General features: G+C 46.8%; 20 protein-coding genes. 10 read left to right on the plus strand and 10 right to left on the minus strand.

What is annotated here, in order from left to right:
- Position 1 precedes the first annotated feature (1 nt).
- Together B153_RS0123225 and B153_RS38720 are read right to left on the minus strand one after the other, a co-directional pair.
- Positions 2-1,171, minus strand: a complete 1,170-nt coding sequence (locus B153_RS0123225; RefSeq protein WP_020599147.1) for an XRE family transcriptional regulator — start codon at positions 1,169-1,171, stop codon at positions 2-4.
- Positions 1,172-1,367: 196 nt separating this feature from the next.
- On the minus strand, positions 1,368-1,511 hold the full coding sequence (locus B153_RS38720) for a DUF4113 domain-containing protein (RefSeq protein WP_281167754.1): 144 nt from the start codon (positions 1,509-1,511) through the stop codon (positions 1,368-1,370).
- On the opposite strand from B153_RS38720, the gene B153_RS38725 reads away from it, so the two are divergent.
- Positions 1,458-1,580: a hypothetical protein gene (locus B153_RS38725; RefSeq protein WP_020599148.1), complete on the plus strand. Its 123-nt coding sequence runs from the start codon at positions 1,458-1,460 to the stop codon at positions 1,578-1,580. The genes B153_RS38720 and B153_RS38725 overlap by 54 nt on opposite strands.
- Positions 1,581-1,631: 51 nt before the next feature.
- Here the strand turns inward: B153_RS38725 and B153_RS0123235 are convergent, their stop codons facing one another.
- Together B153_RS0123235 and B153_RS0123240 are read right to left on the minus strand one after the other, a co-directional pair.
- Positions 1,632-1,919, minus strand: a complete 288-nt coding sequence (locus B153_RS0123235; protein WP_020599149.1) for a hypothetical protein — start codon at positions 1,917-1,919, stop codon at positions 1,632-1,634.
- Between the two features lie 303 nt (positions 1,920-2,222).
- On the minus strand, positions 2,223-3,791 hold the full coding sequence (locus B153_RS0123240) for a hypothetical protein (protein WP_245564931.1): 1,569 nt from the start codon (positions 3,789-3,791) through the stop codon (positions 2,223-2,225).
- Positions 3,792-4,162: 371 nt separating this feature from the next.
- On the opposite strand from B153_RS0123240, the gene B153_RS0123245 reads away from it, so the two are divergent.
- The gene (locus tag B153_RS0123245) at positions 4,163-4,435 is read left to right on the plus strand and encodes a DUF4242 domain-containing protein (RefSeq protein WP_020599151.1); all 273 of its coding nucleotides are present in this window, start codon (positions 4,163-4,165) and stop codon (positions 4,433-4,435) included.
- 358 nt (positions 4,436-4,793) lie between these two features.
- Here B153_RS0123245 and B153_RS0123255 read toward each other — a convergent pair whose 3' ends face one another.
- Together B153_RS0123255 and B153_RS0123260 are read right to left on the minus strand one after the other, a co-directional pair.
- On the minus strand, positions 4,794-5,822 hold the full coding sequence (locus B153_RS0123255; protein ID WP_026262385.1) for a sulfite exporter TauE/SafE family protein: 1,029 nt from the start codon (positions 5,820-5,822) through the stop codon (positions 4,794-4,796).
- 12 nt (positions 5,823-5,834) lie between these two features.
- On the minus strand, positions 5,835-6,590 hold the full coding sequence (locus tag B153_RS0123260) for a phosphatase PAP2 family protein (protein WP_026262386.1): 756 nt from the start codon (positions 6,588-6,590) through the stop codon (positions 5,835-5,837).
- A 238-nt stretch (positions 6,591-6,828) separates the two neighbouring features.
- Here B153_RS0123260 and B153_RS0123265 point away from each other — a divergent pair, with 238 nt between their 5' ends.
- The 6 genes from B153_RS0123265 to B153_RS0123290 all read left to right on the plus strand — a co-directional run bounded on the left by B153_RS0123265 (position 6,829) and on the right by B153_RS0123290 (position 17,363).
- The gene (locus tag B153_RS0123265) at positions 6,829-9,285 is read left to right on the plus strand and encodes a TonB-dependent receptor (protein WP_040761897.1); all 2,457 of its coding nucleotides are present in this window, start codon (positions 6,829-6,831) and stop codon (positions 9,283-9,285) included.
- A 215-nt stretch (positions 9,286-9,500) separates the two neighbouring features.
- Positions 9,501-10,529: a YncE family protein gene (locus B153_RS0123270; protein WP_020599156.1), complete on the plus strand. Its 1,029-nt coding sequence runs from the start codon at positions 9,501-9,503 to the stop codon at positions 10,527-10,529.
- Between the two features lie 107 nt (positions 10,530-10,636).
- Entirely contained in the window at positions 10,637-11,530 is an 894-nt protein-coding gene (locus B153_RS0123275) for a hypothetical protein (protein ID WP_020599157.1), read from the plus strand.
- A 28-nt stretch (positions 11,531-11,558) separates the two neighbouring features.
- Complete coding sequence (locus tag B153_RS0123280; RefSeq protein ID WP_020599158.1) at positions 11,559-14,315, plus strand: TonB-dependent receptor; 2,757 nt, start codon at positions 11,559-11,561, stop codon at positions 14,313-14,315.
- A gap of 46 nt (positions 14,316-14,361) precedes the next feature.
- A complete protein-coding gene (locus tag B153_RS0123285) occupies positions 14,362-15,795 on the plus strand; it encodes a hypothetical protein (protein ID WP_020599159.1) in 1,434 nt (477 codons plus the stop codon).
- 122 nt (positions 15,796-15,917) lie between these two features.
- Positions 15,918-17,363, plus strand: a complete 1,446-nt coding sequence (locus tag B153_RS0123290) for a metallophosphoesterase (protein WP_020599160.1) — start codon at positions 15,918-15,920, stop codon at positions 17,361-17,363.
- Positions 17,364-17,478: 115 nt separating this feature from the next.
- Here the strand turns inward: B153_RS0123290 and B153_RS0123295 are convergent, their stop codons facing one another.
- Positions 17,479-17,892, minus strand: a complete 414-nt coding sequence (locus B153_RS0123295; protein WP_020599161.1) for an EamA family transporter — start codon at positions 17,890-17,892, stop codon at positions 17,479-17,481.
- A gap of 88 nt (positions 17,893-17,980) precedes the next feature.
- Entirely contained in the window at positions 17,981-18,349 is a 369-nt protein-coding gene (locus B153_RS35690) for a hypothetical protein (protein WP_245564932.1), read from the minus strand.
- Positions 18,350-18,751: 402 nt separating this feature from the next.
- On the opposite strand from B153_RS35690, the gene B153_RS0123305 reads away from it, so the two are divergent.
- Together B153_RS0123305 and B153_RS0123310 are read left to right on the plus strand one after the other, a co-directional pair.
- The gene (locus tag B153_RS0123305) at positions 18,752-19,207 is read left to right on the plus strand and encodes a PepSY-like domain-containing protein (RefSeq protein WP_026262389.1); all 456 of its coding nucleotides are present in this window, start codon (positions 18,752-18,754) and stop codon (positions 19,205-19,207) included.
- 453 nt (positions 19,208-19,660) lie between these two features.
- Complete coding sequence (locus B153_RS0123310) at positions 19,661-20,200, plus strand: cupin domain-containing protein (RefSeq protein WP_020599163.1); 540 nt, start codon at positions 19,661-19,663, stop codon at positions 20,198-20,200.
- A 156-nt stretch (positions 20,201-20,356) separates the two neighbouring features.
- Here B153_RS0123310 and B153_RS36855 read toward each other — a convergent pair whose 3' ends face one another.
- Both B153_RS36855 and B153_RS35700 read right to left on the minus strand, forming a co-directional pair.
- Positions 20,357-22,447 carry a 7TM diverse intracellular signaling domain-containing protein gene (locus tag B153_RS36855; protein ID WP_020599164.1) on the minus strand — a complete coding sequence of 697 codons (2,091 nt, stop codon included), beginning with the start codon at positions 22,445-22,447 and terminating at the stop codon, positions 20,357-20,359.
- 323 nt (positions 22,448-22,770) lie between these two features.
- On the minus strand, positions 22,771-23,862 hold the full coding sequence (locus tag B153_RS35700) for an alpha/beta hydrolase (RefSeq protein WP_020599165.1): 1,092 nt from the start codon (positions 23,860-23,862) through the stop codon (positions 22,771-22,773).
- Positions 23,863-24,099 lie beyond the last annotated feature (237 nt).

Below are 24,099 nucleotides of genomic sequence, written 5' to 3' on the forward strand. Positions count from 1 at the left end.
TTTAGGGATAGATAAACTTCTCAAGCTTAGAAAAATTATTGGTAGGTACGTTGAGTAAATTACTTGCTTGGGTTGGCGGAATTTCACCACTTCGATAAGCCTGTAGGACATTTTCCGTAAAAAGCCGACTGACTTTATTAAGTTGAAGTAAATAATAGCTTGGCCCGTTTTCCTTTCCCTTTTCCCTTTTCCGTCTCTCCTCTTCCTTTTTTACATAAGCCCGAAAAGCAATTTCCGCCTGTTCCTTTAGTGTGTTGTATTCAGCATGATTAATTAAGCCCATAAATAAAGCCCTAACCAGTAGAGCAAATGAACTTACACCCCAACTTTTAGCAATAGCAAATACATCATTACTAGACCTAAATACACTTCTGGGTAGGCTCAACATATTATCTTTGGGCATGAGCACCATAGCGGCAACCTCATTACAAAACCGCTCCACCTCATGAAGTTCCCCCCTAAGTCTTAACTGAAAATCGGACTCGTTCGATACCGCAGAAACCCCGATCCATATGTGAACCAACTCATGAACGAGAGTAAAAAGCTGTGGGGCTCTCCAATCTTCAGTGTTGATAAATATAAATGGCGCATATCCGTCAACAATAGCGAAACCCTTCATTTCATCGCTGTCAAATTTCATTCTGCTATGAATGAAACTACTGCGAGAAACGAATATTCCTTTTGACTCAGCTTTATCTACCCATTCTTTAACAGGATTGCCCGTTTGGTACTCTGGTGGACTTATTCCTAATGTATCCCGTATATCCTTAGCAACTTTATCAATAGCGTCAGTAATAGTGAATTTACCAACAAACGGAAGCGGATCTTCCCCGTTTTCCTGATAGAAGTCACTAATCCAGGCCTGTCTTTCCTGAATCTCTCTGATTATAAAAAGAGATGCTGTTGATAGCTCTGGGGCATTTTTACGAAAATCCTTTAGTGGGGTAAAATCCCGAGGAATGTCAGGCAGAAAGAAAAGCGAAAAAGGACGTTTGTAAAATTTAGCGAGTGTCTCAGCTTGAACCATTGTCGGCTGACTGGCCCCGATCTCCCATTCGCTTAACCTTTCTGTCGAAACGCCAACTTTTGCGGCTGCTGTATCGACAGAAATCTTAGCAGTCCGTCTGGCCCATTGTAAAACGGCTGGCGTTATAGGCGCTCGGTCTGGCATGTTAACGGAAGGTTAAGTGGATTTCAGATACAAAGTAAATGCGATCGACAATATACCAGCTTATGCGTCTTGACAACGATTTTTTTCTTTGAAACGTTGGTTTCGCTCTGTGTCTTTGGAAGGGTAAATTGGTTCGATCCTTTATAAGTGCGAAATTCCTAGTATGGGTAAGTCAACAAAAGCATAGTTTGTATAGTTACCCAACAGTCAAAATTTCCTCCCAGCGAGTGGTATAGCAGGGTGATAAATACTTCGGCTTCATGGGCCATTCAGGATCACGTATCTGTTGGCCTGGAGTCTGATTGACAAATACGCGAAGGCTGATCTGGCCGAATATCAGGCGACGGGCAATACCGACGCACTGGAGCGATTGAAGTATAAAGTTGATCAGGCCGTTGAATTGTTGTAATAAAAAGCCCAACCAAAAACCAGATTGGGCTTACAGTTACCAATAGCCATCTTATAATTTCGCGTTCAACTTAATCAAGCGGTCGTGGTAATCTTCCAGAATACCTTTGTTTTCGCCGAACGATTCGCTCAGTTGAACAACGGCAATGATGCTTTCCAGCTTTTCTTTTTGATCGACTTGCAATTCGGTTACAATCGCGGCAACAACCTCTCGCAACCGCCCCCGAACTCCCGAGCTTCCCCCTTCAAAATACGAGCGGATAGATAGGCCATGAACCCGATCATCCTGAGAATGACCGACAGGGTTAGCGATCCGAAAGGCAGCGTAGTCATCCGTCACTTTTTGAATAATCCACTGGAGATTGCTGGCAATCAGAAAGGCTTCAGCTTTTAATAGTTGTCGATAATTCTGCGTAAAATCTATGCATCAATTGGTTAGAAATAGTTGTTAGTCATTTAAATGGCCGGCCAACTTACGCCTTTCGGTGGCCTTACACAAGGGTGAATTTCCGGTATTTGCCTACTCATGAACTCTTTATGGACCAGTCACAAAGGACAGCCAGTTAGCAAAATACGGTTACCAACAGGCTATCCAAAGATTTACATGCTAATAAATGGTTTTAAGCCCACTCGTTCGACACAGTTAATTCTGCTTCAGAACCTGTTTTAGCAGTCGTTCTAATTCGGCCTGTTTTTGTTCCAACGCCTGTAATCTTTTCTGCTGTTGCTGATTTACCTGCTGCTGGTCATGGTTATCCTTTTCCAACTGAATGCTATATAGGGTCAACTCTTCTACTTTCTCCAATAAGGTTGCATTCATTTTCACCAGGTCAATGCCTTCTTTAACTACCTCATCAGCGGAGGGAATACCCGGTAAATGTTTATGCTGATCAATATAAGCCGCTACAGAAGGCAAGGAACGAAGTTGGTAGGATGGACTAAAGACTTTATCGCTCCAATCATCGGGAACACTGATGCGGAGTCGGTAACGGGCTTTGATTACTTCGCCCGTTTTGCTGACCGTCAGGAACTGGTCAGTGGTTTGGACGCTCGGGCTTGAATCCGTTAGATTCGTTAACGTTAAGCCACTGGCATTGGGTGTTTCGCTGACAACTTCTAAACGATTGACAGGAGCAGATGTACCAATACCCACGTTAACCTGATTTCCAAGAATCAGTGCGTTACTGGCCGCTACACGGGCGTTTGATCCAATTGCCGTCGCATTCCGAAGATTATTCCCTGCCTGACTATTATAACCAATTAACACGTTGTCATCCCCGTTGGTAATGGCGGTGCCCGACGAGGGGCCAATGATAATATTGTTAGCCCCTGTTACATTATTATAACCAGCCCGATACCCAACAAACGTATTGTTAATGCCTGAAGCGTTGTTGGCTCCTGAAAAATAACCGACAAATGTATTATTATCTCCTGTATTGCCTGCCCCTAATCCCGCTCCGGCACTAAAACCTACAAAAACGTTTTTCCCGCCCGTCGTATTACTAAAACCCGCTTGCATACCAAGAAACGTATTTTCGCTTCCCGAGCTGTTGTAATAAGCTGTATTATAGCCAATAAACGTGTTTGAAAAGCTTTCTTTATTGTTAGTGCCAGATCCCGCTCCCAGGAAGGTATTATTTGTACCCGTTGTATTATTTGCACCTGAATAGTTACCTATAAATGTATTATAGGATGCAGTGGTACTCAGATTACCAGCGAGGTTGCCTATATAGACATTAGATGAGCCACTTGTGTTACTATAGCCTGCATTCGGCCCATTAAATACATTGTATCCACCTGTTGTATTTTTATATCCAGAGTAATAGCCAGCGAATGAATTAAAAGCGCCATCTGTATTGGCTTGGCCTGAATAGTAGCCTAAAAAAGTGTTATTATTACCATAACGGTTAATGAATCCAGCATATGCCCCTAAAAATGTGTTGTTGCTTCCATAGCCATAATCCTGTCCGGTGTTAATACCGACATAGACGTTGTTAGAACCGTTGACATTTCCAGCTCCAGCGTTAAGGCCATAAAACGTATTGTAAGAACCGCTCGTATTGCTATAGCCTGATGACCAACCCGTAAATACGTTACCTCCACCATTTGTATTTTTCCATCCCGATTGAAAGCCAAGAAAAGTGTTGTTTTCACCAGTTGTACTAGCTGTCCCGGCTTTGTAGCCCAAAAAAACATTTTGATTCCCGGTCATAGTGGTGTTACCGGCCATATTACCAAAGATTGTATTTAGGAAACCAGGGGTAGTAGACAAGGGGGATGTTATAACCAAATTATTTTGTCCATAGAGAAAGGCTGGCAATAAAAAGAAAAAAGTAAACAAGTGCTTCATAGTAATAAAGAGTCAGTTATTTATTCAAACATACATTAATTAGCCAAATCAAATGGAGTCTTTTACAAGACGCCAGCTTTAATAAAGGCATCGTTTTTAGATTCACTTTGGCTGCAGTCAGATAAGTTAGTGACTGTACTAATTACCGTTAGCTCAAATAAGCAGGGCTGATTATCAAATGTTTGGTACCTTTTGTCTAGTCTTTTCTCCTGCTTATCTAAACTAAAATGAGTATGCCTAAGTATGTGATTGAACGGGAAATTCCTGGTGCTGGAAACCTGACGGCTGAGCAATTGAAGGCCATCTCCCAAACCTCCTGTAATGTTTTACGAAACTTGGGGTCGGAAATTCAATGGGTAGAAAGTTACGTTACGACGGACAAGATTTACTGTGTCTATAATGCGGCTGATGAGGAATTGATCCGTCAGCACGCTGCACAGGGCGGCTTTCCAGCAAACTCGGTGAGTAAGGTCTCTACGATCATTGATCCGACTACTGCTGAATAGTGCAGACTCACTGCGGGTAGACTTGACGGTTTATTTGAGGAAAGCCGACAACCAAGCAAGAATGTCGGCTTTCCTATCAATGCAAAAAAGGGAAATCCAGCAAACTACTTTGCTAATTCAACCGTCTGACATGGTTGTGATGCTCAGCCGAAAAGCAATTATACAGCGGTTAATTCAGGAGTTGAGAAGGTACTCGAAAGTATCTCACATACTCAGCCCAAATTTCACAATGATACCTTGATTTATGAGATGGCAATTTGAGACCACTTAACCAATTAGATTGGGAAACTCGACTAGGGCCAACTAATGTAGTTTGATAATGAGCATTTTTTATACCATTCTGCGAGTGAATGATAATCTATATGTCAAACTTTTCTAGTTTCCCTTGCCGATAGACGTAAGCTTCGTAGGAATGTTTCCCGATCCCAAACACTTCCTCCAGAACCACTTTATCGGCTTTCTGACTTAGTTTAGATATGTCAACTTGCTTGTCTTGAGGAAGTTCATGGAACGAAATAGTATGCTCGAATTCAAAGCCTTCATCGTATTCAAATTCGAGCGAAAAAAGTTTATTTCGCCACTGAAGCTGCGTGGTCATGCCGTTCGCTAGCGGAGAATAATCGATATCCACGGACGATTTCGTAATGACTTGACCAGCCGCTTCTGTAAATAAACTCAAGCCCGAAACAACCATGGCCGTATAGCCAACCCGTCTGAAAAGACTTTCACTTAGTTGGGGTAATAACCACTTCATAACCCAGGAAGAGAGCATGGCCGCCACGGCAATTATAGTCCCTAACGTGAGCGCTTGGCCAGTCAGTAACCCAAATGAAGCGTATAAGACCAGTTTTACCGTGTGCAGCATTACTTCGTTGGCCGCCCGAGTCGCTACGATTTCTTCTTTGGTCATCCCATAGCGTAAATAAAATCGGTTAAACAACAGGCCTACGGCACCCGTCAGGCCCGAAACAAACCCTGCGCTTAAGCCAATTAGGGCCAGATAGCCTTTGGATAGGGGATTTATTTCCTCCAGTTCTTTTCTGGATCGAAAAATTAACGGCAGATTCGCCATTAGAAATAAGCCCATTAACAATTCCAGATAGAGCGGATTAATGTAAGTAAGCAATTTGGCACCTAGCCAAACTGCTGGTAAGGCGGGAGGAACAAACCAAACCACTACGTCCCAGCGGATACGTGGCCAGAAAGCGATGATTCGGGAAATAGAGCTGGATACCGTACCAATTGACAGGGCTGCCGGAACCTGAGCCCCCGGCAGCAAAGAGCCTAATACGGGTAACAATAATAAACCCGCTCCCCCGCCACAAACAGCGCTGAGGGAAAAAGCCACGAAGGCACATCCAAGCAAAAGCAATCCAGAAAAGACCATAAAAGCAACTACTTAATGCAATGACCGAACACTAGGCGTTTGCAGCCATTCGGTCAGTACGATACCTACAATGAGCCAACAGGCCCCCAATAAATAACCGCCCAGCACATCGCTCAAAAAATGCACGCCCAGATATATTCGACTAAAACCGACCACCAAAATTAGACCAGCGGCACTCGTACCTACCAGCCATCGGTGCTGAAACCGACGGCGTCCCCGAACCAGCCAGTAGCCTAATAATCCATAGAGGGTCATGGCCGTGGCCGAGTGTCCACTAGGAAAAGAATATCCAGATTCTCTGTAATAACCAACCTTGACGGGGCGCTCCCGAATGAAGGTTCGTTTACCAACCTGTACAAATAAGCCTACGCCTGCCATCAAAAGCCACAGAATTAGAATATTGCGCCCTTTTCTCTGGCGATAGAGCACGAATGATCCCACAAACGTCAGACAAATCGTTACGTACGCAGAACCTAGCCAAGTTAGGGCATAGAGCAACTGACTGATTGAGGTACTTCGCTCCTGAAAAAGCCACTGGGTAAATCCCTGATCGACCTGAATCATTGGTTCGGAATTGACCAGATTTTCGGCGATTTCGGAAAGGACCATGACGTTGACGACCAATAATCCGAGTAATGCTGTAAGCGGTAATCCACGGAAGTAGTCTGTGGAAAGCCGCTCGGCTAGCCAACGAACTATTGCCGGATACCGAGTGCTTAACCAGCTAAAACGCTGATGAATGAGATGCTGAAGTCGTTGAGTCGTCATGGAATCGATTAGCTCCTGAATAAGCTATTACTACGGTAAACTAACGACAGCTTTCTGAAGAGACTTTGAAGTTGTCCATGCTACCAAGGATAAGCATGCACCTCAAATAGGGGTATGTAGGGGTTAAACCATTTTAATGTAATTAAAGGAAGGATAATTTGAACAGAGTGCAGAACGGATTCCATTCTAAAAAAACTTCAGATTTGCTTCAAGATTGGCCAGCACATTTGAGAGCATCATGAACGTAGTGGTCCGCCTTATCTATCTCTTTACATGGCTTGTCTGTGCAACATCCGTCATTGCGCAACAGGCAACGCCAAACGCCAGTAATCGCCTGACAGGGAAAATTCTGGACGCCACTACCAATAAAGCATTACCCTTTGCGTCGGTTGCGATTTTCAAGCAATTACAGGGAAAAGACAGCCTGCTAACGGGGAGTCAAACTGATGAGCAGGGCGCATTTGCTATTCTCAATGTACCAACTGGATCTCTGGTCGTACGGGTTACGTTCGTTGGTTACCAGACCCTTGAACAGACGGTTCAAATTAACCAGGCGCAGATGAACATTGGCACCATCACCTTGAAACCCGATGCCAGTACGCTTAATGAGGTCAAGGTAACGGGGGAGAAGAGTGGCATGGATATAACCATGGAAAAACGGACATTCAACGTGGCCAAAAACCTGACGACCATTGGCGGAACGGCTGAAAACGTGCTGAAGAACGTACCCTCCATTACCCTCGACGAAAGTGGCAACCCCAGCCTTCGTAACATGGCAACCACCATTTACGTCAATGGGAAACCGACGCAATTAACGCTGTCACAGATTCCGGCTAATCAGATTGAATCGGTCGAAGTCATTTCCAATCCGTCAGCCCGCTACGATGCGTCGACCACGGGTGGGATTGTCAATCTGGTACTGAAGAAAAATCGGTTGCCGGGTTATAATGGGTTGGTGAGCGCGGGTATTGGTAATAATTCACGTTTTGATGGCACGCTGAACCTGGACTGGCGCCGGGGTAAGTGGAATCTGACCAGTTTCTATTCGATCAACGCAACCAGGAATCCGGTGACGGGTTATGTTTACCGAACGAATCGAAAAGCGGACGGTAGCCCGACCAATTATTTTAATCAGAACACCAACATCAGCCTCAACAATACATTCCAGAGTGGCCGAATTGCCGCTGATTATACACCGAGTAAACAGAATACCTTTTCGCTGGCCGCAACTTTGGTCGGTGGTGCGTTTAATACAGTTAGCTCGCAACCCTATGATTACCGAGATCTGAACCAGCAGGTTACCAGTTCGGGCAACCGTCAGACGATACCTCACAATAGCTTTACTAATCTGGGGGTGGAGTTCGACTGGAAACATCAGTTTGCCCGGAAAGGTCAGCAATTGAGTCTGGTCACCTCGTATAGTAGGAACCATTTGTCCAACGCAGCCGACTGGTATACAACAGCCCTTAACGCAAATGGAACTTCTCAAACGGGTTTTCCTGAAACGGATAAAATCACGGGCCGTACCAACGGCGATCAGGTTATTGCACAGCTTGACTATACGCATCCGCTAGGCGATTCGGCCAAGCTGGAAATGGGGGTTCGCAGCTACAGCTATATCCGGGATCAGCAGTATTTTTTCAATAAGCTGGCGAACGACACGCAGCTTTATCAGTTAATACCCAGCTATTCACAGGACGCCCGAATTGCCGAAGCCACCAACGCGATCTACGTTCTCTATACCCGCCAGTTTCGCCGGAACATTAACTTACAGGCTGGTTTGCGGTTGGAGCAATCCAGTCTGCATGGCACGTCCCGACTCGATACGACGACGTTTGGGTATGATTATCCATCCAAATCGGGGCAGAACTGGTTTCAGTCGTTCTTCCCATCCTTCGCGCTCTCTAAAAAGTTAAGTGAAACGTCTGAAATTGGCCTGAGTTTGAGTCGGAAGATTGCCCGGCCTAATTTCCGGCATTTGTTTATTGGTATTCAGGCCAATGACCGCCAGAATATTACGATTGGTAACCCAGCCGTCCGGCCCGAATTTGTTAATACCGCCGAGGTAAACTATACCAAAACGTGGGGTGGTGTTGACTGGCTGGCGACGGCGTTTTACATCTACGAGGATCACACAATCAAACCCTTTACGCAGCCGCTGGCCACTGATTCGTCAATACTGGTCACCACGTTCATTAACGTGAAAGCCGATATCCGCTATGGGTTCGATAATACGCTGAAGTTCAACATTGGACCGAATCTGAGCGCGGTAGCCAATCTGAATGTATTCAACGTGATTCTGCAATCGGTCAATCTGCAAAACCAGCTCGTATCCTACAACGCCAAACTAAACCTAACCTACCGCTTTCCAGCGAATTTCTCAGCGCAATTGACGGGCACCAACGACGGAAAAGCACCGTCATTACAGGGCTACCGCGAGGCTGTCCGAGGAGTCGATTTTGCGGTTCGGAAAGGCTTCTGGCAGAACCGGGCCAGCCTGACTTTTACCATCAACGATATGTTCAATTCGCGTCGCTTTATCAGCATTTACGATCAGCCAGGGGCGTATCAGGTGTCGATGAATCGGCGGGAAGTACGCTTTTATAAACTATCGGTTCAGTTGCCATTAGGCAGTGATACCATAAAACGGAACCAACGTAAAATGGAACGTCCCGACGTGGACTTCAGTAACTAACCAAGCCCACCATACCGTCGCCATAACCGCGAGACTGTCTTGAGAAAAACAGTCGAATGGTTATGGCTTTTATTATGTAATTGTTATATATTAACTAATTGTAAATTACTTATTATCAAATAGTTAAATATTATATTTGATAATCATGTCTTAAAAATAGACTATAGTTTTGCCGGTGAAAAAGAATAGATCAGTCTCTTTTTACGTACTAACCTATGGTCTCTTTTATCCAAAAAATTACGATGGCTGCCTGCCTTATAGGTACTTTCCAGGTATCTGTTCAGGCACAAACGACACCTACCTATGCCTTTATTGAGAAAATCAGTTTACCTACGGGCGATGGTAAATGGGATTACCTGAAAATGGATGGCGAACGCGAACGGTTGTTCGTATCCCACTTTGATCGGGTACACGTTATTGACCTAACAACGAACAAACAGATTGGCGAGATTACTGGCCTGAAAGGCGTTCACGGAATCGGTCTGGCGAAAGAGTTAAACAAAGGCTACATCACCAACGGAACGGATAATACCATTACGGTTTTCGATTACAACACCTTTAAAGTCCTGCAAACAATACCTGTTACCGGAAAGAAAGCCGATGCGGTCATGTACGATAAGGGAACGAAGCGGATTTTTGTGTTCAACAATGGCAGTGGTGATGCCGTTGCCATTGACGCTGTAACCGACAAAGTAATTGGCACCGTAACGATGGGTGGCGCGCCGGAGTTTGCAGTTGCCAACGAGAAAGGAAGCATCTTCAATAATAATGAAGACACGAACGAGATTTTCGAAATCGACGCCAAGACGCTCAAGGTCAAGAATAAATATACGGTAGCCCCGGCTGGCGGTGTGCCCACTGGGATAGCCTATGATGCCAGTACGAACCGACTGTTTTCGGTTTGCCGTAAGCCACAGGCACTGGTCGTGATGGACGCGTCAACGGGAAAAATCGTTCAGTCATTGCCAATCGGTGGCGGTGTGGATGCGGTGGTTTACGAGAAAGAACTGAAGCTGATCATGACGTCCAATGGGGAAGGTAATGTCACGATTATCCATCAGGATTCTGCCGACACGTATTCGATTGTTCAGACGTTGACGACGAAACCGGGCCAGAAAACAATGGTTCACCGGGGGACAACGCACCGCATTTACCTGAGCGGAGCCGATTATCAGGCCGATGGCAAAACGCTCGTACCGGGCACATTCGGCGTGTACGTATATGGACCAACGGTAAAGCAGTAAGCAGTCGCGCAACTTAGCCAATTAGTCATGTTGTCTTTCTTGCATAAAGCCTTTTTGGGGCTTGTCTGGCCACGCTTTGCCCATTCGTTAGTCAGGCGCAGTCGAATATGAATCAGGCACCGTTCAGTTTTGTGGCATTCGGCGATATGCCCTATAATCTGCCTCAGGACTACGGCCGTTTCGAGAATCTGATTCGGGACGTCAACAAACAGAATCAGGTTTTCGATGTACACGTTGGCGATATCAAGTCCAGCGAGACGGATTGTTCGGATGCGTATTATCAAAAGATTCACGGCTATTTCAACCAGTTCGACAAGCCGCTGATTTACACCCCCGGCGATAATGAGTGGACTGATTGCAACAAGCATTCACCCGGCAAATACGATATCGACGAGCGACTGGCCAAAATCCGCAACTTGTTCTTCGACGGAAAAAACAGCCTGGGGAAAGCGAAACTTCCCATGGTCTCGCAGTCGAAAAATCCAGCGTTTGCCAAATATGTGGAGAACAACCGTTGGTACTACGGCAATGTCCAGTTCGGAACAGTCCACATCGTAGGCACCAACAACAACTTCTATCCAGATCCGAAGGGCAATAATGCCGAATTCTATGATCGCAATAAGGCAAACCTAGCCTGGATGGATGAGATGTTCGATCAGGCGAAAACGAGCAATGCCATCGCTGTTGTGCTGTTCACGCAGGCTGATATGTACAATCCGGCAAAGGACGCTAAAGAAGCCAATGCGTTCACGGCCCTGAAAGACAAGCTGCTGGCTCGAACTGAGGAGTTTAAGAAACCGGTGCTACTGGTCAACGGCGATTCGCATGTGTTTCTGGTCGACAAACCGATCTACGTGAAAGGCGGCAAGAAGAAGGCGCTCGATAGGTTCACGCGGCTGCAACTCTTCGGAGAAGATAATATCCATGCCGTGAAAGTGACGATCAATCCAGCCACGCTCGGACTGTTTCAGATTGAGCCGCTTATAGTGCAGGGCAACTAATGAATACGAACGATTTGACACCATAGCTATGAAATTTACGCTTTACCTAGTACTGCTATTACTTGGATCACTCACCGTGCAAGCCGCTACGCTGAAAGGCTCCGTGATGGATGCTCGTACGGGCGAACCACTCATCGGGGCAACGGTGAGTCTGGCTAATACCAAATACGGCGGTACCGTTGGACTGGATGGTAACTATCACATCAAAGACGTCCCCGCTGGCACCTACACCTGCCTAGTGCAATACGTCAGTTACCAGAAAATGGAGAAAACGGTTGTTATAACGAGCGGGGTGGTTGTTCAAAACTTTTCCTTGGCGGAAAGTAGTCGCGACCTGGCCGAAGTGGTGGTGACGGCTTCCGGCGACCGGGAGAGTGAAAACAACACCCGCAAAATTGAACAGAAAGCCGATAATGTCCTCAATATCATCGGTGCCAAAGCCATCTCGCTACTGCCCGACGTGACGGTAGCGAATGTCTTGCAGCGCGTCTCTGGCGTATCGGTGGTACGAAATGCGACGGGCGACGGACAATTTGCCATCATCCGGGGCATGGATCGACGGTATAATTACACGTTGGTTAATGGCATCAAAATTCCCAGCCCGGACAACAAGAACCGCTTCGTGCCGATGGATATTTTTCCAGCCGATCTACTGGAGCGGCTGGAGGTGGTCAAAGCCCTCACACCCAATATGGAAGGCGATGCGGTTGGCGGTTCGATGAACATGATCATGCGCTCGGCACCGGATTATCTGGTGGTGAATGCCACCGTGTCGGGTGGATATAGCCAACTGTTCAGTAGCCGACCATTTTCGGGATTTAGTACATCTGACATTAATTTTCGTTCCCCCTCCGAAGTGGCTGGCAGCAATCGGTATGCGGCTAAACCAAGTGATTTTTCTGTCCGAACGGCGCAGTATCAGGACGTGCAATTGCCTGTTAATGGGTTAATGAGTTTGTCGATTGGCAATCGAATTTTCAATAAGCGATTGGGATTTCTGGTCGGCGGTTCCTATCAGCATACGTACCGGGGTAGTCAATCCTCGTTTCTACGACTGTACGGCCAGCCCTCTCCTGATCCGGTTCCAAATACGCCCATCTTCGAATTTGTGGAACAGCGGACTTATTCAAACGAGCAGGCTCGAACGGGCGTCAACCTCAAACTTGATTATGACCTGAATCGAACTGGAAATTCGTCGGCTAATAAATTAAGCCTGTACGGACTGTTCATGCAGTTGGATGACAAGCAACACCGCACGGTGCTAGGGAATCAACTAGTGCAAATCGGCGATGTGACCACCACTGATCGGTCGGTATTTCGGCGCCAGAACATCTATAACGTTACGCTCCAGGGCGACCATGCACTTATTCCCAAACTGAAACTGAACTGGTCGGCGGTGTATTCGCTGGCGAAAAGTCAAACACCAAGCTGGACTGATCTTTCGGTGACGAGCCGGACCAGCCAGGGAGCGGATGGAAAATCTACATCGACGCTGTACATCAACGACATGAGCTATATCTGGACGCGCAACAACGACCGCGATCTGGCTGGCTATGTAAATCTGACTTATAACCTATTCCCAACGTTTGATGTGTCGGTAGGGGGTATGTACCGGGATAAGGCTCGGGATAATTACTACAACGATTACTCCTTATCGACGGTGCTACCCGGTGGTGATCGGCAGGTATTTACCAGCGTCGACAAAGCCATTTTCTCGTTCCGTCCCGACTCCTATGCGTATCCAGACAGTACCAACGCCAACAACTATACGGCCAAGGAGCAGATCGCGGCTGGGTATATTCAGGGCAAGTTTAGCCGGGGTAATTGGCAGGTTGTCGGGGGCGTGCGGGCCGAAAACACCAACCAGTCGTATGTGTCGCAGTTGCCCGTCACCGCCACCGGGAAAACGGGGGCTATCAGTTACCTGGATATCTTGCCCAGTCTGCACCTGAAATACCAGTTGTCGGCCCGGGAAAACCTGCGTTTTTCCTATTTCCGGGGTATTAGCCGACCCGGTTATTTTGAAATCGTACCCGCTTCGTTCCCCGGCGATTTTTTCACTGAATCAGGTAATTACAACCTCAAGCATACGGTGGCCGATAACATCGACCTGCGTTACGAACTCTTTCCGCGCGGCAACGAACAGGTACTGATTGGAGCTTTTGTCAAAAATCTCCAGAACCCCATCGAGTACGGATTCAGTCAGTTAGCGCAGAATAACATTGTGTATCAGCCCATCAATTATGGAACGGCTGTCAACTACGGGGCCGAGCTGGTGTTTGCCAAGTATTTCAGCAACTGGGGCGTGTCGGGCAATTACACCTACACCAAATCGAGTATCACGACGAGCAAGCGGGTGTATGGCCGGGATGCGTCTGGCAGTACCGTGGTGACTGACGTGCAACAAACCCGGCCACTCCAGGGTCAGTCGGATCATATTGCCAACCTGTCGTTGATGTACAAAAATCAGCAGATTGGTTTCGATGCCCAATTGGCCTGGGTCTATACCGGCAAGCGGATCAATATCGTATCGGCTTACAAAGATCTCGACTATTGGCAGCGGGGTACGTCGCAGGTGGATTTCTCGGCGGAGAAACGCTTCCACGGCGGGCGACTGAGCGTATTTACCAAGCTCACCAATTTGCTGAACAATCCCATCATCGTTGACATTCTACGACCCAATACCTTAACGGGTTATCCCGATCAGGATCGTAGCGACCGGATTACGGTGCAGAAGGACGTCTTCCAGCAGAGCTATTTACTGGGCCTGCGCTACAAACACTAATTACCCTACAATCAATCAGTTACTTTTTATTTAACAATCAACTCGAATGAAACGTCAGATTCAACTGAGCTTTTTAGCCATCGTAATGATGGGCAGCCTGTTTACCGGCTTGCTAAGTTGCAGCAAATCCGAAAATGTGCAGGTCTCGGCTCCTCTCTATCAGGTAGGGCAGGCCGTAAGTACCAAAACACCGTTACAGGGATCGATCAAAGGAACGCTGAAAGCTGACTCGACCTACAATGTAACGGGTGATGTGTTCATAAATGAAGGGGATACGCTGCTGATTCAGCCAGGTGCTAAAGTCCTGTTCGATGGGAAGGGAGCCTGGTATTTTGTGGTGAAAGGCTCGCTGCTTTCGTTGGGCACCCAGGCGAAACCAATCTATTTCAGCGTTCCTAGTTCAGTAGCTGTCAAAAACGAAACGTTGGGTTCTGACCCTACCGCCGACCCCGCTTACAAAGGATATTGGGGTGGTATCGCGGGGGAAACCATGTTTAAAAACATTATCATCAAATGGACCCACCTGGATTTTGGGGGTGGTAAACTGGGTACTTCGCCGGTTTCGTTCCTGGCAAACGGCGCCAATGCGTATACGCTTACGTCGAAAAATTCTGACGGCATTGTGGTTCTGGAAGATTCGTGGGTGTATGGGTCCATTGACGATCCGATGCGTCCGTTTGGTGGCAAGTGGAATGTCATGCGGAATACCTTCGAGAAGTGTGGTTTTACCGGGGGGGAAGCCTGGAATGTAAAGGGAGGCACGGTTGGTAACTTTGCCTACAACCTAATTATTGGTATGGCGACCAACGGGCCCAAAGCGTCGAATGACGGTCAGGCGACGAACCAGCCTCAGACCAATATCCTGATGTATAATAACACGATGATCGCCAACGGCTACCGCCGGTCAGCAGATGGTCGTGGCGGCTCGCTCAATTTTGAAAACGGCGCGAAAGGCGGGTACTATAATAACCTGATGGTTGATTGTAAATATGGCCCCCGTGTAGTGGGGGCGACAGCCAGTTATTCTGGGAATGCCCTGGTTGTTGCCGATACGGCCAACATCAAATATGGCTATAACTACAACTACGTCGATTCGCTGAAAATGGCGAACCAGATCTATCCGACGGGTTTTTATACTAAACCGCAGACGACCGATATTCCCGCACCTTCATCGTTCTTACCCGTTGGCTACAAACCAGGAGCGGTGTATGATGGCTCGGCAGTCGTTCAGAAAAACAACCCCATGTTTGTCAATTTTCCCCTGCCTTATGTAGCGACGAAAAAAATTGCCGATGCCAGCTTTGTTGGGACGTGGAACTTCCGGTTACAGTCTACATCACCCGCGCTTGGCAAGGGAACGACCAGCTTTAGCCCGTTGACGGTGGTGCCGGTAAGTGAACGGTATGGTTCTACTGAGATTACGCCACCGAGTGTTGACATGGGTTGTTACCCTGCCAACGGAAAGGGCAATCAACATTAACGAATGAGGTTTTCTAACTGAGATGCCCAGCCGTAAAGAAAATACAGGCATCGCTCTGTGAAACTCTTTAACGGCTGGGTATCGCGATGTAACCCTTTTTCTGCCAAAATCTATCGCCATCAATGAACGCTAAACGTATACTCTTGTTGCTACTGGGGCCGCTTTTTGTGGCCCAGGCCTGCTGTGCGCAGGACAAGAAAACGGATGATCCATTTATAGCTCGGCCTTATCTCCAGATCGGTCGCACCCCTTCCCCAGAGAGCCTTCAGCTACTCTGGCATGCATTTGATACGGGCAACGACTGGGTTGTAGAGTATCAACCCAAAGCCAATGCCCCATGGAAGAAAGCGGATACCCCTACATCCGTTCGGGTGGCTGTAGCTGGAATTGAGCCGCACCGAGTGTTTCAAACGGCCTTAACCGGTCTGATACCTGGTAGTAAATTCTCGTATCGCGTCGTAAAAGCCGGGAAAGTGGTGTTTACGACGGAAGGACAAGCCTCTAAAAAAACTGATCAGCCGTACCGATTTGTGGCCTTTGCCGATATTGGGGCCGAAACACCGGCGCAGAAAAAATTAGCCTCCCAAGCCTATCTGGCGAAACCTGATTTCGTCGTTGTTCCAGGGGATATTGTGTATGAGCGAGGTCTGATTTCAGAGTACCGGTCCCGTTTCTGGCCAATTTATAATGCCAATCAGGTTGATACATCAGGGGCGCCGTTGTTGCGATCAGTACCGATGGTCGTAGCGCCCGGTAATCATGACACCGATACCCGTGATCTGGATAAATACCCCGACGCACTGGCATATTATTACTACTGGAACCAGCCACTTAACGGGATAGCCGGTACAGAAGGAGGGCCACTCGTTCCCTCAATGACGGCTTCGGCAGATAATCGCAAAGCCTTTACTGATGCCGCCGGTGAGGCTTATTTAAAAATGTCGAATTACTCCTTCGACTATGGAAATTCCCATTGGACAGTGATTGACTCAAATCCCTACGTTGATTTTACCGATAAAGGCTTACAGGATTGGATTACTGCGGATCTGGCCAGCGCCAAAGACGCAACCTGGCGGTTTGTTATGTTCCACCATCCTGGTTTTAACTCGGCCAGGGAGCATTATGAACAGCAACACACCAGACTTTTGTCTCCTATCTTTGAAGCGGGTAAAGTCGATGTGGTCTTTACGGGACATGTGCATAACTACCAACGCTCTTACCCATTGACGTTTGTTCCCGACAAAAAAGGCGTGTTATTAGTGGCGAGTATGGGGGCGAAGATGGCCAGGGGCCGTGTAGTTAACGGCCGGTGGACGCTCGATAAAGCCTTTAACGGAACGACAAACACTAGGCCCAAGGGTATCATTTATCTAGTGACCGGTGCGGGCGGTCAGACACTATACAACCCCGAACAGAATAGCGACCCCGATTCGTGGCAGCGATTTACAGATAAATTTTACTCGAACGTACACTCATTTACTGTGGCCGATGTGAATGGGAAAACGCTTAGTATCCGTCAGATTGATGTTAACGGTAAAGAAATTGATTCCTTTACCGTAACCAAGTAATTCAGCCTTGTGTATCCATTCTGGTAAGCCGAGTGATTTTAACGTAAGCCCAAATGCCTCAACTCGTACGAGTTGAGGCATTCCTTAATTTAGCATACTGATCATTTAAACTAATTTATAAAATAAGCACTAACGTGCCACCAATAATCAGAATAGCCCCAATAGCGGTCTTCCAGGTTAATACTTCCCCCAGAAACACAACCGACAGAATGATGGCGATGGCTACACTTAGTTTGTCAACTGGTGCCACCTGCGAAACCTTCCCAAGTTGCAGTGCTTTGAAATAGCAAATCCACGAGATCCCTGTTGCGACTCCAGACAAAACCAGAAATAGCCAGTTCTGACGACTGAGGCTGGGTAATGTATTGAGGCCGCCCCGCCAAAACACCAGGCCCCAGGCCACAAAGAGAATAACGACGGTTCGAATGGCCGTTGCCAGATCAGTATTGACGCCTTTGATACCCACTTTTGCCAAGATGGCTGTTAAAGCGGCAAACAAAGCGGAGAGTAAGGCATAAATCCACCACATAATTTAGACAGATAAAAAGCAGGTAGTCCTACCGAAGCCCTCTTTATAGTTATTAGAGGAACCTTTTACAAAAGATAGTCTGAATACTTTACCTGGCTGCATATTCCAGCACTATAAATGTTTCTGGCTTCACTACAGGACGGAGCTTTGGGTTTCCATCGTGGCTGCCGGAGCTGGCCCATAATCCGCAGTTATCACAAAAATGTAATGACTCGATGGATTGATGGTGATCGTGCGTGTACCCCCGCATAGTCGTTAGGATTTGAACGGCTTCGAATTTGCCCGGCTTTACTTCTTTTACCACCGTTAATGTACTTTCGCCATTAGAACTGATGGCCGACACAGTCGAGCTGTCAAACACGGCTCTATCAGTTCCGCTTCCCGTTTGTACTTCTGCCAGCACCTTGCCCGTTTGCGAATCCAGTACCATCATCACTTTATTACGGGTACTGAACAACCGGTGGTGCGGTTTGTTAAAAGCCAGACCGGTGGGTTGTTCGCCTTTGCCTAATTTCCAATAATGTTTGACGGCCAGTGACTTGGATCAAAAACACAATTCGCCATGGTAATTTCAATCGTTCGATTCTAGTTCACATTGGATCGAACCAGTTCATAATCACAAATCAGGGTGACCCGCTTCCGTTTCCAATCAAACTTTGCTGTAGTCCACGAGTCTAGGCTTAGCCTTGGTCAAGGAAATTGCTGAGCGGCATGAATGTACATTATTCTTACTTGGCAACCCAGCGTCAACACCTTTTTCAGGTGGATTTCTGAGTAAAGACTACTATCTACTGCAACTTCAAAATTACTTTAGAATGCCCCGGTAGTTTTGAGGCAGAAACTTTAACAATAGACACAAATGAAAACGTCCTTAATGAGTGCGCTTGTCATTTTCTCAATGGCCCATTATGCAACGGTTGCCTTTACGCATTCTATCATTTTGACTAAACCTGCGCTAATACTGGTGACGATTGATGTACCGGCGGCCGTGAAAGCCACCGTTGCCAAACTTTATCCCGGTGCGAAAGGGGTGAGATGGGAGAAAGAAGATGGGAATTACGAAGCCGGTTTGACTCATAACGGTAAAGAGCTGTCGCTGGTGATCGATGCGACGGGTAACCTGATCGAAACCGAAACGACCATTGCTGTTTCGGCATTACCGGCATCTGTTCATGCGTATGTCGCTAAACACCATGTGGGTAAAAAAATTAAGGAAGCCGCCGAAATCGTCGATGCGAAAGGCAAGAAAACCTACGAAGCCGAAGTCGGTGGTAAAGATCTGATTTTCGACGAGAAAGGCCAGTTTATTAAATAAATCCATAGATTGACTGATGTCGTGGCGCGCCGATCGACACTAACTAAGCGGGCCACGATTTTTTATTCAGCCAGCCAATAGGGGGGGGCAACGGGGTAGTATAGATATTTCGCCTATTTAGTGCTAATTCATGATGGGATAGTGGTAAGTTTGTGCGATCTGGCAATTTTCAATGTTTTACTCTCACGTTATGCAGCTTAAAATTACAGGGTTTCTCTTTTTGGCCGACCTAAGCCGTCTGATCCTGAATCTTTGAGCGGAACGCTTTTCGGGTGGACCTCAAAGGCAGCCTGAACTCCAGTCAAAACTGTCTCATTGAAGGGGTAAGGACATCTGTAATTCGGGCGTTTAATGAGATGGTGAACTAGTGGCCACTAGCAAACTTATGGTGGCAACCAACTGACGGGTATCACTCATCGCTTATATTCACTAGCTAAACTACGAATCCAGTCTATGGCCACAAAAGGACAAATTTTGGATATGACTCCCGTCGGCATGAAGTTTACCGTCTTACAAGCGAGTGCCGACACCCAAGGTCAATCATTAGTGCTCCATTGGGAGTTGCTGCCGGGGTGTAATATGAAGGACCCCTTAGTACATATGCACCCCGATGCCATCGAAACCTATGAGGTCCTGGAGGGGGAAATGGAGTTTTATATCCATAACCAATGGGTAGCTGCTAAAAAGGGAGACCACCTGTCGGTTCCCAAAGGGGTTACCCATTGTTTTCGAAACCCGAGCCCGACACCCGTGCGCGTCTTGAACACTCATCAGCCAGCCTTGAAAATGGAAGACTATTTTGAAGATGTCTGTAAGGTGCTGGATAAGGTTACTGACCAGCGTCGAAAACGGTTTAGGATGAGTCCCCGAACGATGCTGTATATGAGTGTACTCATGAATACCTATCGCGGGGAGATTATTGCCAGAAATCCCCCTGATGGGGCCATCAAGGTGCTAGGTTGGGTGGCTAAAGTCTTGGGTATAAAGTATTAACGGATGGGGTGTCTGGCCGGCTTCTATCAGAGTCAGCTGGCGGCCAATCAAAACACTGGCACTAAGCGCTTCGTCGTCTGTTTAAACGCTCCCAACTGAGACGAATAGCGATTGGCGTATCTGTAATTCGGGCGTTTCTTAATACATTAGCATTACTTAGCTCAAAGCGGGTAACTGAATGACAAACTTAGTGCCTTCCCCTTCCTGGCTTTCTACTGTCAGGCTACCACCGTGCCCTTTGGTGACTATATCATAGCTCAAGCTTAGTCCCAGTCCCGTCCCATCGCCGGTCGGTTTAGTGGTGAAGAAGGGCTGGAAGATTTTATCATGAATGGTTTCAGAAATACCCGTGCCGTTGTCCCGCACACAGAGTAACAACCGCCCCGGCTCCTTCCGGGTACTTACCCACACCATCGGCGCGTAACCAGACTGGGCCTGCATTACCCGTTGGCTAACGGCATAAAAGGCGTTGTTGTAGAGGTTTAACAGTACCCGGCCTATGTCTTGAGCCACCACCGAGACAGTGGGTAAGTCAGTGGCAAAGCCGGTGATGAGCTGGCAATTGAAGTTCTTATCCTTTGATTTGAATCCGTGATAAGCCAACCGCAGGTACTCCTCGGCTACAGCGTTGAGATTGGTGGATTGTTTCTCGCCGGTACCGATGCGGGAGTGCTCCAACATCCCTTTGACAATGGCCGAAGCTCGACCCCCGTGGTGGGTAATCTTTTGCAGGTTTTGGGTAAGGTCGCTAAGGATCTCCTCGGCATACTCTTTATCCGTATCCGGCAGTTTTTGAAACGGTCCCTCTTTCAATTCGTCGACCAGTTCGGTGCTGACTTCTGAGAAATTATTGACGAAGTTCAAGGGGTTCTGAATCTCGTGAGCAATACCGGCTGTGAGCTCACCCAGACTGGCCAGCTTTTCTTGCTGGATCAGTTGGGATTGAGTGGCTCTTAGCGTTGTGAGCGATTCTTGTAGCTGAGTGGTGCGCTGCTCGACTTTCTCTTCCAGCTCCCGGTTTTGCCTTTCAATGAGTTGCTGGTTTAGTTGAGCCAGAGCCAGTTGCTGATCAATAGCATTTTCCCGCTGTTTTTTTAACAGATTTACTTTGTAAGAGAGCGCCAGGGTAAATACAACAATCTCAGCGATGGAGGCCAACATAACACTATATGCCTTTGTAAATGTATAGGGGAATGGCCCCATTGCATAGCCAGCCCCAAGCCAAATCAGCAGGATTCCCAGTAGGAAATACCAGCCTGGTTTAAACCCTTGTCGGATGGCCACTATACCCGCCAGCACCGAAAAAAGCAGATCCAATAGGGCTCCTGCGAAGGAACATAACAACGTGAACAATGAATCCTGGTTGGTCACAAATACATTACACAAGGCCCCTACCACTAAAGCTCCGATTATCGCAAGGCCTAATCGCCACAGCAATCTGGAGCGCTGACTGACTTGTAAAAATAGAAGGGCAAATAGTACATGGTCGGCCGACGACAGGAAGGTTATAGATAAAAAATGACGCTTAAACAAGCTAAAATAGGCAGGCATCCACTCATTAAAATATCCCTCAAGGATCCCGTAATTAACCCCTAAAAGGGCTACCCAAACGGCATACGTGAGATGGTCAGGATCGCGTAGCTGAGCAAAGAGCAGTAAATTATACAGGATGATAATGAGCGCAAAACCGTAATAGAAGCCCCCAAATAGGTCTTCCATCAGAAAAAAAGTGGTAAGCTCTTGGCTGGGAATGATTCGAACGGACGCCGGAAGACTAGAGGATTGCCAATAGAAGGTATAGCGTTTGGAAGGCTGAAGAGTTACCTCTGCTATTCGGGTGCTCTTAAACTGAGCTTTAACCCAAAACAATTCCTTATGGGGTGGTCCTAGGCTGTGTTTCCCTGTAAGCTGATTCCCCTCGACCTGATAGAGGTTAACCGGAGCAAGTAATGATAGGTCAGTGCCTACATAAACGGTGGTTGGAACAGCTGTTTGAACGACAAACCTGACCCATCGTTCCCGGTTCATCGGAGCGTTGGTGCTTTCCTTTCCAAGGGGTACAAACCGATAATGGTCCGGGTGTTTAAGTAAGGAGTCAATGGTAACGGTCAGCCCAGGCTTATCGACCAGAACGCTACTGCTTTCCAGAATAGAGGCGCTTTGTCTAGATTCAGTTAGACGGATGGATTGTGCAATGCTAGCAGAGAAAAAAAGAAGTAAACAAAAAGAAGGGATTAGTCGCTTCATCAGCAGTGGGTTATGGTAGCGAATATAAGCATATGGACTTATTCAGCCACGCCCTGCGGTGGCTTCTTCAAGCTGCAATTAGTAGCTCATCACTCGTCATCACATTTAGCAGAACGAGGGCGGATTCTATAGGATGAAACTACGATATATGGGCCTTACCTGAAACTTTGTTTTAGGTAAGGCCCATATGAGATGCAGGTATACCAATCTTACCCATATCTCAAACAGGAGCTACTTGTGAGACGAGGAGCGAAAAGTGTCCCTTTAAAATGGGAGTTTAAAGAACCACGTATCTAAACAATCCTTCATCGTAAAAAAGTGCTTTAAGGACGAGCTGACAAATATTTTTTTAAAAAATTGTTCAGATCCCTGAACACACTTTGGGATTCAGGAACATCAGGAAGTAACATATAATCTCCATGACTCATCCCTTCAATCACCACTAAATCAGCCTCCGTGCCAACATCTCTCAGTTTTCGGTGAGTGCGCACCGTATTGCTCAAAAAAAGATCCCTGGTTCCGGTTACAAGAAAGGTTGGTGGAAATCCAGAAAGGTCCCCATAAATTGGGGATAAGTAAGGATCTTTTAAACTAATGCCGTTGCCATATAACTTTGCGGCACTTTCTAAGAATCCATCATTCGTAACTAATGAACGGTCTATTCCTTCATTGATATAATAACTGTCACCTGTCTTGGTTAAATCAGACCAGGGAGTTCCCAGAAAAACGGCATTCGGCAACTTCAATTTCAGCTCCTTCATTCTTAGAATAGCGGCCATGGTTAACCCTCCGCCAGCCGAAGTACCACCTATAACTACTTTATAAGTGGGGTACATGTCAAGAAGCCCTTTGTAAGCCCCTATAACATCATCTAATGCCGCTGGGTAGGGATGGTCTGGTGGCATTTTATAATCTACTGAAAGAACTGGCATTTTAAGCAACGTTGCCAAAAGAATCCCTTCTCTAATGCCGGCTTTGCCAGCCGAAAATACATAAGCACCGCCATGAATATGAATAAACACGACCTTCCCTAAAACACCAGGCCCTGTTTTGGGATCAATGTGATAAACAGAAACGCCCCCAATTGTCTTTTGTTCAACAGTAACGTTCAGTTTTTGAGCCATTTCTGTCACATTGAGTACTTCCTGCTTAGCTAAAGCATTCTGTATTGTCTTCCATTCTGCTTGATTCTTTGGTACATATTGCCGCGTAGTATAATCAGGTTGCGGTATAGAGGAAATTGACAAGTTAAGTTCCTTGCTGACTGCCGAAGGTGGGGGCACAACCCTGTTCTTAATGATCCAAGCCGAACTATTCTTCACTGAATCGTTCGCTGGCTTTATTGATTGAGCTTTACCAAGTAAAAACGAACCTAGGCCAATCGTATAGATAAAAAATATAAAAGTGGTTCTCATGGGATTAAAATTTTCGTGAATGATGATTAAAAAACTCTGCTTTTAACGCACTTTACTCAAAGAGCAAATTGGCCCTACTCAACGACCCGAGGGCTTATCGAGGGTTTGTGAGTAGTGAGTTAAGCAACTCAATAGCCGAAACGGCACCTTTTTATACGCGTTAGGATGTTACTAGACATTTATAATGTACTACTGCTCAATAGAAAAAGGCGTACCTCATTTTAGGATTTGTATGTT

The sequence above is a fragment of the Spirosoma panaciterrae DSM 21099 genome (assembly GCF_000374025.1).
Taxonomy (GTDB): Bacteria; Bacteroidota; Bacteroidia; order Cytophagales; family Spirosomataceae; genus Spirosoma; species Spirosoma panaciterrae.

Coding starts and splice junctions, on each gene's coding strand:
- B153_RS0123290 (WP_020599160.1), top strand. CDS start 15,918: ATGAACGCTAAACGTATACTCTTGTTGCTACTGGGGCCGCTTTTTGTG.
- B153_RS0123280 (WP_020599158.1), top strand. CDS start 11,559: ATGAAATTTACGCTTTACCTAGTACTGCTATTACTTGGATCACTCACC.
- B153_RS0123295 (WP_020599161.1), bottom strand. CDS start 17,892: ATGTGGTGGATTTATGCCTTACTCTCCGCTTTGTTTGCCGCTTTAACA.
- B153_RS0123310 (WP_020599163.1), top strand. CDS start 19,661: ATGGCCACAAAAGGACAAATTTTGGATATGACTCCCGTCGGCATGAAG.
- B153_RS35700 (WP_020599165.1), bottom strand. CDS start 23,862: ATGAGAACCACTTTTATATTTTTTATCTATACGATTGGCCTAGGTTCG.
- B153_RS0123245 (WP_020599151.1), top strand. CDS start 4,163: ATGCCTAAGTATGTGATTGAACGGGAAATTCCTGGTGCTGGAAACCTG.
- B153_RS0123305 (WP_026262389.1), top strand. CDS start 18,752: ATGAAAACGTCCTTAATGAGTGCGCTTGTCATTTTCTCAATGGCCCAT.
- B153_RS0123225 (WP_020599147.1), bottom strand. CDS start 1,171: ATGCCAGACCGAGCGCCTATAACGCCAGCCGTTTTACAATGGGCCAGA.
- B153_RS36855 (WP_020599164.1), bottom strand. CDS start 22,447: ATGAAGCGACTAATCCCTTCTTTTTGTTTACTTCTTTTTTTCTCTGCT.
- B153_RS0123270 (WP_020599156.1), top strand. CDS start 9,501: ATGGTCTCTTTTATCCAAAAAATTACGATGGCTGCCTGCCTTATAGGT.
- B153_RS0123265 (WP_040761897.1), top strand. CDS start 6,829: ATGAACGTAGTGGTCCGCCTTATCTATCTCTTTACATGGCTTGTCTGT.
- B153_RS0123255 (WP_026262385.1), bottom strand. CDS start 5,822: ATGGTCTTTTCTGGATTGCTTTTGCTTGGATGTGCCTTCGTGGCTTTT.
- B153_RS0123240 (WP_245564931.1), bottom strand. CDS start 3,791: ATGACCGGGAATCAAAATGTTTTTTTGGGCTACAAAGCCGGGACAGCT.
- B153_RS0123275 (WP_020599157.1), top strand. CDS start 10,637: ATGAATCAGGCACCGTTCAGTTTTGTGGCATTCGGCGATATGCCCTAT.
- B153_RS0123260 (WP_026262386.1), bottom strand. CDS start 6,590: ATGACGACTCAACGACTTCAGCATCTCATTCATCAGCGTTTTAGCTGG.
- B153_RS0123285 (WP_020599159.1), top strand. CDS start 14,362: ATGAAACGTCAGATTCAACTGAGCTTTTTAGCCATCGTAATGATGGGC.